This is a genomic window from Bradyrhizobium tunisiense (assembly GCF_042263385.1).
Classification (GTDB): domain Bacteria; phylum Pseudomonadota; class Alphaproteobacteria; order Rhizobiales; family Xanthobacteraceae; genus Bradyrhizobium; species Bradyrhizobium tunisiense.
The window spans coordinates 1-12421 of record NZ_JBHLEV010000009.1; the positions used below are offsets into that span (position 1 = coordinate 1).

General features: G+C 61.8%; 14 protein-coding genes and 1 tRNA gene. 6 read left to right on the forward strand and 9 right to left on the reverse strand.

Features of this window, described 5'->3' with window-relative positions; genetic code table 11:
- Positions 1-195: 195 nt before the first annotated feature.
- Positions 196-849 carry a histidine phosphotransferase ChpT gene (chpT, locus tag ACFDR6_RS29440; protein ID WP_212088926.1) on the reverse strand — a complete coding sequence of 218 codons (654 nt, stop codon included), beginning with the start codon at positions 847-849 and terminating at the stop codon, positions 196-198.
- Positions 850-1050: 201 nt separating this feature from the next.
- Here chpT and ACFDR6_RS29445 point away from each other — a divergent pair, with 201 nt between their 5' ends.
- Positions 1051-1878, forward strand: a complete 828-nt coding sequence (locus tag ACFDR6_RS29445; RefSeq protein ID WP_375860404.1) for a 3'(2'),5'-bisphosphate nucleotidase CysQ family protein — start codon at positions 1051-1053, stop codon at positions 1876-1878.
- Between the two features lie 4 nt (positions 1879-1882).
- Here the strand turns inward: ACFDR6_RS29445 and ACFDR6_RS29450 are convergent, their stop codons facing one another.
- Positions 1883-2368, reverse strand: a complete 486-nt coding sequence (locus tag ACFDR6_RS29450) for a YHS domain-containing (seleno)protein (protein WP_375860405.1) — start codon at positions 2366-2368, stop codon at positions 1883-1885.
- Between the two features lie 139 nt (positions 2369-2507).
- Between ACFDR6_RS29450 and ACFDR6_RS29455 the strand changes: the two genes are divergently transcribed.
- The 3 genes from ACFDR6_RS29455 to ACFDR6_RS29465 all read left to right on the forward strand — a co-directional run bounded on the left by ACFDR6_RS29455 (position 2508) and on the right by ACFDR6_RS29465 (position 4768).
- On the forward strand, positions 2508-3113 hold the full coding sequence (locus ACFDR6_RS29455; RefSeq protein WP_212088922.1) for a DUF1134 domain-containing protein: 606 nt from the start codon (positions 2508-2510) through the stop codon (positions 3111-3113).
- Between the two features lie 120 nt (positions 3114-3233).
- Positions 3234-4532 carry a coiled-coil domain-containing protein gene (locus ACFDR6_RS29460; RefSeq protein ID WP_375860406.1) on the forward strand — a complete coding sequence of 433 codons (1299 nt, stop codon included), beginning with the start codon at positions 3234-3236 and terminating at the stop codon, positions 4530-4532.
- A 161-nt stretch (positions 4533-4693) separates the two neighbouring features.
- Positions 4694-4768, forward strand: a tRNA-Val gene (locus ACFDR6_RS29465).
- 473 nt (positions 4769-5241) lie between these two features.
- Here ACFDR6_RS29465 and ACFDR6_RS29470 read toward each other — a convergent pair.
- Complete coding sequence (locus tag ACFDR6_RS29470; protein ID WP_375860407.1) at positions 5242-5622, reverse strand: hypothetical protein; 381 nt, start codon at positions 5620-5622, stop codon at positions 5242-5244.
- Between the two features lie 181 nt (positions 5623-5803).
- Between ACFDR6_RS29470 and ACFDR6_RS29475 the strand changes: the two genes are divergently transcribed.
- Positions 5804-6397 carry a DUF6088 family protein gene (locus ACFDR6_RS29475; protein ID WP_375860408.1) on the forward strand — a complete coding sequence of 198 codons (594 nt, stop codon included), beginning with the start codon at positions 5804-5806 and terminating at the stop codon, positions 6395-6397.
- A complete protein-coding gene (locus ACFDR6_RS29480) occupies positions 6387-7337 on the forward strand; it encodes a nucleotidyl transferase AbiEii/AbiGii toxin family protein (RefSeq protein ID WP_375860409.1) in 951 nt (316 codons plus the stop codon). The genes ACFDR6_RS29475 and ACFDR6_RS29480 overlap by 11 nt, the downstream gene beginning before the upstream one ends.
- 404 nt (positions 7338-7741) lie before the next feature.
- On the opposite strand, the gene ACFDR6_RS29485 is transcribed toward ACFDR6_RS29480, so the two are convergent.
- From ACFDR6_RS29485 to ACFDR6_RS29510, 6 genes are all read right to left on the reverse strand, one after another.
- Complete coding sequence (locus ACFDR6_RS29485; protein ID WP_375860410.1) at positions 7742-8413, reverse strand: 4-carboxy-4-hydroxy-2-oxoadipate aldolase/oxaloacetate decarboxylase; 672 nt, start codon at positions 8411-8413, stop codon at positions 7742-7744.
- Positions 8414-8506: 93 nt separating this feature from the next.
- Entirely contained in the window at positions 8507-9352 is an 846-nt protein-coding gene (locus tag ACFDR6_RS29490; RefSeq protein WP_375860411.1) for an ABC transporter substrate-binding protein, read from the reverse strand.
- 31 nt (positions 9353-9383) lie between these two features.
- Entirely contained in the window at positions 9384-10121 is a 738-nt protein-coding gene (locus ACFDR6_RS29495; RefSeq protein ID WP_375860412.1) for an amino acid ABC transporter ATP-binding protein, read from the reverse strand.
- Positions 10118-10891 carry an amino acid ABC transporter permease gene (locus ACFDR6_RS29500; protein ID WP_375860414.1) on the reverse strand — a complete coding sequence of 258 codons (774 nt, stop codon included), beginning with the start codon at positions 10889-10891 and terminating at the stop codon, positions 10118-10120. The genes ACFDR6_RS29495 and ACFDR6_RS29500 overlap by 4 nt, the downstream gene beginning before the upstream one ends.
- 3 nt (positions 10892-10894) lie before the next feature.
- Positions 10895-11596 carry an amino acid ABC transporter permease gene (locus tag ACFDR6_RS29505; RefSeq protein WP_375860415.1) on the reverse strand — a complete coding sequence of 234 codons (702 nt, stop codon included), beginning with the start codon at positions 11594-11596 and terminating at the stop codon, positions 10895-10897.
- 9 nt (positions 11597-11605) lie between these two features.
- Positions 11606-12370 carry an SDR family oxidoreductase gene (locus ACFDR6_RS29510; protein ID WP_375860416.1) on the reverse strand — a complete coding sequence of 255 codons (765 nt, stop codon included), beginning with the start codon at positions 12368-12370 and terminating at the stop codon, positions 11606-11608.
- Between the last annotated feature and the right edge of the window lie 51 nt (positions 12371-12421).

The following is a 12421-nucleotide window of genomic DNA, read 5'->3' on the forward strand; positions in this document are numbered from 1 at the left end:
AAACAGGCCTTCATACAGGAAGGGCGCGCACGAAGTGTGATGCGCCATCTCGGAATGGGGCCAGCTTCACCGCAAAGCGTTTAATATTGGTTGAGTATGTGCAAAAGAACGGAACCAACAAAGAGATAAGGCGCTCCGGACAAGCCGAAGCGCCTCGTAAAGAATCAATTAAGAGGCCGGGCGCGACGCGCTTGTTTACGAAGCGGTAACGGTGATGGCTTCGCCTTCCGGCGCAAGCTTCACGGTGAGCCCGCAAGCCTCTGCCAGCAGCCGCGTATAATAAGGCTGGATCGCATGCGCATCCGCGGCAGGCCCGCGCTCACCGCTCAGCAGCTCGGAGATGTTCTGCGGCAGGCGCGCGTTATGGCCGGTCGCGGTGATGCGAAAGCTCATCGTCTCGCCCTCGCCGATCGGATCGATCGTCAGCATGCCGCCGCGCGGGATCGTATGCTGGGCGACGACCAGCATGTTGAGCAGAAGCTTGACGCGGTTCTTCGGCATCAACAGCCGCGGCAGATTCCAGGTGATCGAGCACTTGCCATCCTCGATGTGGCCCTTCGCCATGGTCTGGGCGTCGCCGAGATCGATCTGCGCGCCGGAGGAGCCGGCCGCGCCGAAGGCGAGACGGCAGAACTGGAGCCGGGCGGAAGCGGTCTTGGCGCTCTTGCGGATCAGGTCGAGCGCGAACTCGCGGTCTTCGGGCTTGGGATCATCGTCGAGCACCTCGAGCCCGTTGACGATGGCGCCGACGGGGCTGATGAGATCGTGGCAGACCCGCGAGCACAAGAGCGCGGCGAGTTCGAGCATATCGGGAGCAGTAGCGGTCGCGGGCGACGAGGCGTCAGACATATAAGGGGTCCTGGAGGGTTCCTGGAATTGCACGGCACTGGACGCCGCGAATCACGCATGCTTGACGGATGCTGCGGGTTCTAACATTCGCCAGCCCGCGGCAGCTAGCTTGCGATCACGCCGAGGCGGTCAAAAGCCAAGTCGAATCGATCGGGACGAATCAGTCGAGGGGAACGAATTGCCGATGATTGAGGCATCCAGGTGAAGCGGATCATCGACGGCGCGGCCGCATCCGGCCTGATGGAGCCGCTGACGGCGCTGGTGGTGAAGGCGGGCGAGGCGATCCTTGCCGTCAACCGCGCGGCGATGCGGGTCGACGGCAAGCAGGACGGCTCGCCGGTGACCGAGGCCGACCTTGCCGCCGACCGCGTCATCGCGGAGGGCCTGGCCCAGCTCGCAGGGGACGTCCCGACGCTGTCGGAAGAGCGGACCCAATTCGCCTCCCCGCCGTTCGAGGGCAGCTTCTTCCTGATCGATCCGCTCGACGGAACCAAGGAGTTCGTCGCCGGTCGCGACGAGTTCACCGTCAACCTCGCCCTCGTGACATCGGGCGTGCCGCTGCTGGGCATCGTCAGCGCGCCCGCGCTCGGCCTGCTGTGGCGCGGCACCGTCGGCCGAGGCGCCGAGCGCGTGAAGTTTGACGGCGCCACCATCGGCACGGCCGAGCCGATCCACACCCGCAAGCTGCCGGCCCGCGGAGAGCCCTGGATCGCGGCGGTGAGCCGTTCGCATGGCGATCCCAGGAGCGAGGCGTTCATCGACGACAGGCCCAATGCCGTGAGACGGACGGTCGGCTCGGCCGTGAAATTCGGCCGGATCGCGGAAGGCAGCGCCGACATCTACCCCCGCTTCGGGCCCACTTGTGAATGGGACGTCGCGGCCGGCGCTGCGGTCGTGACGGCGGCCGGCGGCAGGGTGACTGACGGCAACGGTGGCGAGCTCCGCTTCGGCCAGCGCAGCGGCACCGGCTTCATCATCCCGGACTTCATCGCCTGGGGCGACCCGCAGGCAGAACTCCTGAGGCGGTAGGCCGCTACTGACTGAGCTGTTCCCAGAGCGCCGGCCAGCGCTTGCCCACCTCATAGAGGAACCGCTCGGGGTCGGCGGCGAAGGCATCGCGATTGGTTTCCCGGCTGAACAAATACAGCCGCTGGGCCACGATCGCGAAGAAACGGGGATTGCCGGCGATAGTGACGCCGCGGGCGATATCGGCGGGATCGTAGCCGCCGAATTGCGGCCCATAGATTTCAGGATGGGCCAGGAAGGAGGCGCGGTTGCCCTCGTTGCGGAAGCGCCAGACCGCGCCCCAGAGGTTGGCCTCGAACTCGGGCGTCCCCTGCACCGCTCTGCCGTCCACGAAATAAGCGACGGGATCGAAGCCCTCGATGGCAACGCCGCTGAAGCGGTTGACGACGACGCGCTCCGTCGTTGCGGCCTTGGCCGGCAACCCCGAGCCGATGATCCATATGCCCGACAGCAGGCAAAGGAGGAGGCCGATCAAGGCAATTCCGGGGCGCAAAGGGCTATCTTCCTGCCGTTGTGCCGTCATAGTTGCTGCGGATAACATCCGAGTCGAGGGGACATCCGGCGCAACCTAGGGCCGCGCCTGTTGGCGTCAGGTTAAGGAAGCGACCGGTTTCGGTACCAGGGGTTCTTTTATGACTTTCGCATCACGCCTTGCTGCGCTCGCGCTCGTCGCGATGGTGGGCTGGATCGTGCCGGCCTCCGCCCAGCAGGCGCCGCCGCCCAATTTGCCCCCGCCGCAGCGGACCCCGACGCCCAGCACCTACGGGCCGGACGAGCTCGTCGGCGCCGGCCACCGTTTCTTCGGCAACGTCTCGCGCGGGCTCGCCTCGATCATCGAGAAGGCGATCAGCCAATGGGGCCTGCCCAACGGCTATATCCTGGGTGAGGAAGGGTCCGGCGCCTTCGTCGCCGGCCTGCGCTACGGCGAAGGAACGCTCTACACCAAGAACGCCGGGGACCTGCGCGTCTACTGGCAGGGCCCCTCACTCGGCTTCGACTGGGGCGGCGACGGCGCGCGCACCATGACGCTGGTCTACAACCTGCCCGCCACCAATGCGATCTACCAGCGCTTCGCCGGCCTCGACGGCTCGGCCTATATCATCGGCGGCTTCGGCATGACGGCGCTCACCGCCAACAACATCGTGCTGGTGCCGATCCGCTCGGGCTTGGGCTTACGGCTGGGCGCCAATATCGGCTATCTCAAATATACCCCGCGCGCGACCTGGAACCCGTTCTAGGGTTCTCTTCTCCCATCCGGCTACGGATCAAGGTTAACGACAGGCCGGGGCTGGCTTTTTGCCGGGCCGCCATGGCATGGTCGTTGGTGAATTTTTCCTTAAGCTTGGGAGTTCTGGCCCATGGTCGAACCGATCATGTACCTGGCGATCGGTTTCCTGCTCTCGATGCTGTGCGGGCTCGCGATCGTACCTCTGGTGCATAACCGCGCCGTGCGCCTGACCACGCGCCGGCTGGAAGCCGCAACGCCGCTGTCGATGGCGGAGATCCAGGCCGACAAGGACCAGCTCCGCGCCGAATTCGCCATGTCGGCGCGGCGGCTCGAGATGAGCGTCGAGCAGCTCAAGAACAAGACCACGAGCCAGCTCGCCGAGCTCGGCAAGAAGAGCGACGCCATCAACCGCATGAAGATCGAGCTCGGCGAGAAGAACGCCACGATCTTCGCACTCGAAGCGCGCGAGAAAGCGGTGAAGGAGCAGCTCCGCGCCACCGAAGAGGAATTCAACGCCAAAACGCAAGCGTTGCGCGAAGCCGAGATCGCGCTGGCCGACAAGCAGGCCGAACTCGCCAAGATCAACAATGAGCTCTCCGACCGCTCGATGATGGCGGAAAGCCGCCAGGTCGAGCTGGTTGCGGTGCGCGCGCAGATCGAGGAGTTGAAGAACCGCGTCGGCGATGCCGAGAAGGAGTTTGCCGCCACGCAAGCGCGCCTCGCGCTGGAGCAGACTGAATCCGAGACCGCCTCGCGCGAACTCGCCGAAGCCCGCGGCCGGGTCGAGAATCTGAGCCAGCGCGTCACCGAGCTCGATCGCCAGCTGATCGGACAGGTGAAAGAGGCCGAGATGCTGTCCGGTCGCGTCGCCGATCTCGAGGGCCGCCTCGCCACGCAGGGCAAGCTGCTCGCCGAGCGCGACTACGAGAACAACCAGCTCCGCCAGGCCAATGAGACCAACGAGCGCACCATCAAAGAGCTGCGCGTCGAGATGGCCGGCCTCAGCGGCGGCAAATCGTCGGCGGCCATGGAGGCGCTGCGCGCGGAAAAGACCGCGCTGGAGGAGCAGCTCCGCACCGCGCGCGACGAGCGCGCTAAACTGCAGCGCGACCTCAACGCGATCCAGCAGCAGGCCGAGAGCTCCTGGGCGACCGAGCGGATGGAGAACGCGCTGCTGCGCGAGCGCATCAACGATATCGCCGCCGAGGTGGCAAAGCTCGCGATGCAGCTCGAAGGCCCGAACTCGCCGATCGAGGCGCTGCTCGCGGCCGAGGCCGGCCAGCCGCCGAAGCCGGCGCCGCGCCCGGCCAACGACGCCGCCACCAAGGCCGCACCTGCCGCGAGCCTGCCCGAGGGCGGTGGAACGCTCGCCGAGCGCATCCGGGCGCTACAGGCCCACGCCTCCCGCGCCCGCCAGCAAGGCGCGTAAGCGGCCGGAAATCTGGCCCCCCGCCGCCAATTGCGTGACGGGGCCAAGGTTTTCCGGCCCCGCGGCGCCTGGAAACTTGACACCTCAAGCCCGCACTTCTAAATCGCGGGCTCCGATGCGCCGGCCGGCCGAACAGGTCCGGCCGTCTGCATGATGGTCCCGGGCGCATAGCTCAGCGGGAGAGCGTTCCCTTCACACGGGAGAGGTCCAAGGTTCGATCCCTTGTGCGCCCACCATTATATCATCAAATTCAACGGCTTGCAGGCTAGATTCCCGTAAGATGTGCCCGATAAAAGTTGGGGCACAACAGGGGCACACATCAAAAATCGATCTGCGATGCCCGCTCTCGATGTCGATGCCAAAACAAACCGGCTGATCCGTTGGTGCCGCTTGCTACGGACCATTCGAGCTGGAGGGTTGCCTCCTATCCGCGGTCGCATGGCGGCCTCTGTGCGGGCCGGACCTCAAAGGGATCCGAAGCTATCCGCACTACGTTCGATACGGCGTGCTAGACTAGCGCCGACTGCTCAAGTTGACATCGCAAGTTGACGACGAAGCGGAATAGAGGATCAGCGAAACTGCGGACCGCATACCATGACCGCAAACTTCGATATTCCCGAGCTCACCAAATACGGGCGCGACTTCCCGTCCCATTGGATGATTTTTGGGAAACCGACGATGACTACAAGATCAATGCGATTGTCACGACCTATGTTCGGCTCGTCGGGGGTGCCTTGCCGGCTCCGCCGAGCGCCGTCAGTAGTTTGACTGGGTTTCTTGCATCAGCCAACCAGTTCCAAAGCGTTACGAGGTATTCTCGCCGCCCGATGAACTCAATCAGATTGGGATCGCGCGGCGGGAGATTGTTATCAATCTCATTCAAGGGACTTGGTATTTCGCCAACGTCCGGCTTTCGCTCGCCGAAGGCGAACACCAGTAGATCGTGACGTTGGTTTATTATCTGCGTGCTGGTGCCATATCGAAACGGAACATCTTCGGTTTTGAATGATCCGCGACCCTGCGCATCTTGAGCAGCATTCCTCTTATAGGCAATCGGCGGCCCGACTCTGCGCTTTGCAACGTGAATCAAGAGGACATTTACACGTTAGTAGGTTTAGAGATGCGACGGCTTGATGCTCGAATCGCTCCGGAGCATCTGGGCGAGACGTATATCAAGAAGCCTCGGTTTTCTAATGGTTTACATGCAGTGTTGCATGTATTTTCAATAAGGAAACTTGCAAACTGGGCTCGCTTGGACTATATTGCTGGTTGTGAGCAAGCTCGAGGAACTCAAACGTCACCTGAAGCCGGGCCACGCCTATCGGCGCGCTGATTTGGCCCATTGGTCGAGATCTGTCGATCGGCATCTCAAGCAGCTGGTTGAGCAGGGCACGCTCAAGAAGCTTTCGGGCGGGCTCTATGTCTATCCGAAGGAAACGGCATTCGGCCCGGCTCCTGCTTCCGACAAGGATGTCGTGGGTGCCTTTCTAAAGGAAGATAACTTTCTGCTGGCATCGCCCAATGCCTACAACAGCCTCGGCGTGGGAACGACGCAGCTTTATGACAAGACGGTCGTCTACAATCACAAGCGCCATGGAGAGTTTCAGCTCGGCAATCGCAAGTTTGCCTTCCGGATGAAGCCGCGCTTCCCGAAGTCGCTGACCAAGGAGTTTCTGCTTGTCGACCTCGTCAACAACGTCGATCAGCTTGCGGAAGCCAAGGACGAAGTTCTCAAGCGGGTTGCGCAGCGTGCGACATCGTCCGACCCTCGCCGCTTGCGCCACGCGGTGCGCGAATACGGAAACGAACGCACAAGGAAGTTCTTCGACCGGGCGTTAAAGCCGAGCGAACTGCATGCCGGCTGATTTCCTTCACAATCATCCGCAATTCGCAGATCTGATCCGGATTGTGGCGGAAGAAAAGGCCATTGATCCAGCCCTGGTCGAAAAAGACTACTGGATCATGCATTGCCTCTATGGGCTCCAGCAGCTTGGCTTCATATTCCAGCTCAAGGGGGGCACGTCCCTTTCCAAGGGACATCAGATCATCAACCGGTTTTCGGAGGATATCGATATCCTGATCGAGCCTCCGAAGGACCGGGATGTGAAAACGGGCAAGAATCAGAACAGCGCAGCCCAAATCAAGACACGGTCCGACTTCTACGATTGGCTGACGCAGACGGTCAAGATCGACGGCGTAACACAGGTCGAACGGGACACCGAGTTCGATGATGTGCCGAACTATCGGAGCTCTGGCATCAAGCTGAACTACACAACGGTCGTGGAGGCCATGGAAGGTCTGCGCGAAGGCGTTCTTCTCGAGGTCGGCTTCGACACCGTGGCCCCGAACGCGCCAAAGGACATTAGTTCCTGGCTTTACGACCGGGCCGTTGCGAGCAATGTGGACGTCATCGACAACCGTGCCAAAGCGGTTCCTTGCTACGACCCCGGTTATACATTCGTCGAAAAGCTGCAAACGGTCTCGACGAAATTCCGCAAGCAGCAGGCCGACGGTAGCGATCCGGTCGGATTCATGCGCCACTACTACGATATCTACCAGTTGCTCCGACGACCCGAGGTTCAGAAGTTTATTGGCACTGATGCCTACAGAGCCCACAAGCAGGCGCGCTTCCGCAAGGAAGACAATCAGAACATTGCTGAGAACGAGGCTTTCATCTTAAGCGAAGCAAAGACGCGTACGCTGTACTCGGACGCCTACGAGCGCAGTGGCGCGCTCTACTACGCGGGCAAGCCGACCTTTGAGCAGATACTGAATGAAATAAGAAAGTTGGTCGCCAAGCTCTAGCGGCGCGCTCGCAGCTATCTGGTCGTAACCTCCATGCTGCGTCCATGCTGGGTGGAGCCTTCGATAGACCTTGGGAATCATTGAAAACAAAAGCAGATTTTTGCGAACGCGCTTTCTGCGAAATTCCTTAATTTCTCGTAGAAACTCGCAAAAACTCAGACGTTTTGGGATGTTTCGGTGGTTGGGGCGGGAGGGATCGAACCTCCGTCTGGTGGACCCACAATCCGTTTGATTGCTCAACGATTTCAAGCGCATTTGGAAAAAATGCCAAAAAGGCGATTCAGCAACAGATCGGCGGCCGTTTCCAAATAAGGAAGCAGCTCTCGCCAGAATGTGAGGCAACCAACGACAGCTCATACGAGCCGCAACCCCGGCGGCCCCTTTTTCGATGTCTGCTTTTCGAATCAGCCGTAGGTGCAATTCTTGGCGGCAAGGACTTTGTCCATTCCTGAAAGTTCGAGGATATTCCCCTTCGCTTCCAGCGCCGCCATCATCCGGGCTTCCTTGGCCTCTCGCTCGGCAGAGGCCTTCGAGACCGCCGCAATGTTGTTCTTGGGCACGACGACCACGCCATCGTCGTCTGCGCTGACGAGATCGCCCGGATTGACGACAATGCCGCCGATTACGATCGGCTGGTTGATCGTGCCGAGCGTCTCTTTGACCGTGCCCTTCATGGACAAGCCATAGCAGAAGACGTTGAAGCCGCGCTTGCGGATCGCCAAGCCATCGCGCACGCCGGCATCAGTTACGAGACCCACGATGCCCTTCGCCATGCAGGCCGTCGTCAACACCTCGCCGAATCCTCCCTGCTCCGGGTGATCCGCCGCACTGACCACCAGCACATCACCGGGCTGGGCAAGGCTGATCGCCGTAATGAGCATGAGATTGTCGCTCGGATGGCAGCTGACGGTCAGTGCCGGCCCGCAGGCGCGCATCCCCGAATAGATCGGCTTGATGCGCGAGGTCAAAGCGCCCGTGCGCCCCTGCGCTTCATGCAGCGTCGACGGCGCATATTGCGAAATGTCCTTGACGGCAGCCGGATCGGGCCGCTCGAACGATCGAATGACGTGAACCATTGTGTCGTTTCCGTTGTTCCGTTGGTGGATATTGGTTCGGCCCGGATGGCGGAGACCGCCACCCAGGTTGGCTATTGCGGCGTAAGCGGCACGTCACGGTATCGGCGTGAACTTCAGCTGGCTGAACGGAACGACCTGCTCCGTCCGCGTCAGACGGTATTCGGTGTCCGGACCGAGCCACTTGTTCCAGAGTTGATTGATCTCGCCGGCGCCGTCCATCGCGACAAGCGTCTCATTGATCTTGGCGAGCAGCGCGGGCTCATCCTTCTTCATCCCAACACCGATCGGTTCGAGCAGCATCGGGTCTTCGATCATCTTGAGCTCGACGCCGCCCTTCTTCGATTCGGCGACCAACTTCACGATGGTCATCGTGTTGGCGACCATTCCCGCTGCCTTGTTCTGCTGGACCGCCATGAAGACGGATCCGGTGTCCTGAAACACGAGGGGATCGGAGCCGTTGAGCTTGATCGACAATTCCGACGTCGAACCCTTGGTGGAGGCCAGCCGCTTGCCCTTGAAATCGTCTTTGATCTTGCCGGGGTCGGTCGCCCTCACCGCCAGCATTTCCTTGGCGATGTAGTAGGGATCACTAAACTGGATCTGCTCGGCGCGACTTAACGTGTAGGCCAGGTTGGCGACCGCAATGTCGACGTGCCCGAGCTTGACCTCGGGGACACGCGCCTCGACCGACAGCGGCGTGATCCTGGCGGTCACGCCGAGCCGCTTGGCGATGGCGCCGCACAGATCGACGTCGAACCCGACCATCTCGCGCGTCTTGGGATCCGGCGCGGCAAATGGCGGCACATCGGCGAACGTCCCGCAACGCAGCTCCTTGCGCTGCATGATGTCCTGGAGCTGATCGGCTCGCGCTGCCGCACTGGCCCCCGCAAGGCTTGCGGCAACGAGAGCGGCTGTCAGTAACGGAGTGGTCGAATGCATGTGGTTCTCCTCCAACAAATCGATGATGAAACTAGTGGCGCGTGCGCAGGTCGGACAGGAAGCGCTTGGCGCGGGGATGTTCCGGATTGCCGAAGAACTTGTCCGGCGTCGCAATCTCGACGATACGCCCCGCGTCCATGAACCAGACGCGGTCGGCCACCTCGCGCGCGAAACCCATCTCATGAGTCACGCACATCATGGTCATTCCTTCGTTGGCTAGGCTGCGCATGACTGCGAGAACCTCGCCGACCATTTCCGGATCGAGCGCGCTGGTCGGCTCGTCGAACAGCATCGCCGGAGGCTCCATCGCCAGCGCTCGCGCAATCGCGACGCGCTGCTGCTGACCGCCCGATAGCTGCGCCGGGTGCGCCGACGCCTTCGAGGCGAGACCGACGCGATCCAAGAGCTGCATTGCCTTGTCATGGGCTTTGGTGCGATCGACACCTTTGATCTTCATCGGCGACAACATGATGTTGTCGAGGACGGACAGGTGCGGGAACAGGTTGAAGCTCTGGAACACGAAGCCGATATGACTGCGCAAGCGGTTCAGCTGGGCACCGCTCATCCTGGCGTGGACATTCTGGCCGTCGAACATGAGCTCGCCGGACTGAATTTCCTCGAGCCGATTGACGGTTCGGATCAGGGTCGACTTGCCCGAGCCGGACGGACCGCACACGACCACGACCTCGCCGCGCTTCACCTCGGCGTTGATGTCGGCAAGCGCCCGATAGCTACCATACCACTTGTTGACGTTGCAGAACTCGATCATTGACGGACCTCCTGAACGGTCTCGGGCTTGATCACAGCGACGCCATTAACCACAAGCAGTTCGGAAGCGCCGCCCCCCGCACGCTTTGCCGCGATACGGCGCTCCAGCCAGTTGGTAAGCTGTGTCAGCGTCCAGCAGACAGCGAAATAGATGATGGCAAGAATGAAGAAGACCTCGAACGGCTTGGTCAGGAGCTGATTATTGATCTGACTGGCGGCGAACGTCAGCTCGGGAACGTTTATGACGTAGGCGAGCGTCGTTTCCTTGATGGTGGCTACGAACTGGCTGAGGAGGCTCGGGATCATGTTGTAGAGCGCCTGCGGCAGGATGACGTAGCGCATCGCCGAAATGTGACTATGGCCAAGTGCGCGCGCCGCATCCGTCTGTCCCCTGGGGAGAGCCTGAATGCCGGCACGAACGATCTCGCTCAGAAATGCCGCCTCGTAGACGACCAGTGTGCAGACCATCGCCACAAAGCCGGGCACGATACGTCCGATCAGCAGCGGCAGCAAAAAGTAGACCCAGAAGATAATCATCAAGAGCGGCACGCCGCGCATGACATAGACGAGCGCCGTGGCAGGCCAGTTCAAGATAGGCCAGGGAGAAATCCGGGCGAGCGCCACCAGAATGCTCAGCGGAAAGGCCAGACCGATGCCGAGAATCGACAGCATCAGCGTCGCAGCGATGCCCCCGAGCGGGCCATTCGGAAATTGTCCGACCAGCAGGAGCAGCCAGTTGTCCGTGACGATCTGGTAGATATTGATCAGCATGCGTCAGGTGGCTCCCACCGGACTCGACCGGCGGCTCAGCCAAGCGCCAACCGCCATCAGCAGCAGCGAACAAGCGAGATAGACTAGCGTCGCGATCAGATAGGTTTCGAAGGTGCGGAAGCTCTGGTTTTCGACCTCCTTCACCGCATGCATCAATTCGGTGACGCCGATCGCGACCGCAAGGCTGCTGTTCTTGAACAGGGAAACCGTATGGTTGATAAGCGGCGGCAGCGCGTTGCGCACCGCCTGCGGCATCATCACATAGCGCATCGCGCTGATGTAGCCGTGCCCGAGCGCCTTGGCCGCCTCCATCTGCCCGGCTGCCACCGACCGCAGGCCGGAGCGCAAATCCTCGCTGAAATAGGCCGCCTGGCACAGGCCGAGCCCGATCACGGCGAAGATTGCTTCACCGTTGTGCACGCTGATCCAGTCCTGAAGCGCAAGTGGAAGCAGGCTCGAGATGCCGAAGTACCACAGCATCAGCTGCACGAGTGTGGGCACGTTCTGGTGATAGGAGATGTAGACGGCCACCGCGCGGTCCGCGATCCGGCTCGGTGCCAGCCGAATAACGAGCAGCACGAGGCCGAGGCTCATCGCGAGCAGCCACGAGCCGATTGCCACCACGAGCGTCATCTCGAATCCGTCGAGCAGCATCCGGCTGTATTCGGGCTTGAGCAGGATCGCTGAGAGATCGAGGCTGCTCATTGTGGGGACTCAGCGGCTCGGCTCGGCGGCGGACGCGGCGCCCTTCGCGGTCGACAGTCCGCCGGGGACCTGAAGCGTCGGGGTGATTTCCATGTATCCGACATTGACGGCAATGGGCGCGGCAATCGCAAACGCGATGGCGTCCGCGATGTCCTTCGCTTCGGGCAGCTCGTAGCCTTCAATGAAGCGTTCGTAGGTTTCCTTCGAGGCGCCGTGCACATGCGCAAAGATGTCGGTGGCGACGCGGCCGGGGCAGATCTCCGTGACGCGAACGCGGCGGCCGAACAGGTCGATGCGGAGCTGGCTCGACAGCATGCTGATGCCGGCCTTGGTCGCGTGGTACGAGGAGTTTCCCCCAAAATTATAGGCACCGGCAATCGAGCTGACGTTGATGATGTGGCCACGGTCGCGTGCAGCCATGCCGGGCACGATCAGGCGACAAAGATGCAAGACTGCGCGCAGATTCACGTCGACGATGAGGTCGATGTCCTCGGCGTCGGCCTTCAGAAACGGCTTCGGCCGATCGACGCCGGCATTGTTGACGAGAATGTCGAACTCGACCTCCTTGGCAAGCTTCGTTACGGCAACGAGATCCGTCACATCGAGCGCGTGTGCGACGCAGCCGGTCCGTCGTGCCAGCTCGTCGAGCGCGTATGCGCCGCGCGCCAGCGCGTGCACTTCCAGGCCCTCGCGGCGCAATCGTTCGACGACAGCGGCGCCGATACCGGAAGAGGCGCCGGTGACGAGGGCCTTGCGATAATCGGAGAACGGCATGGGCTGTCCTTGAGCTCGATGGCCTACGTTATCCCCCCGCCGCCACCCCGG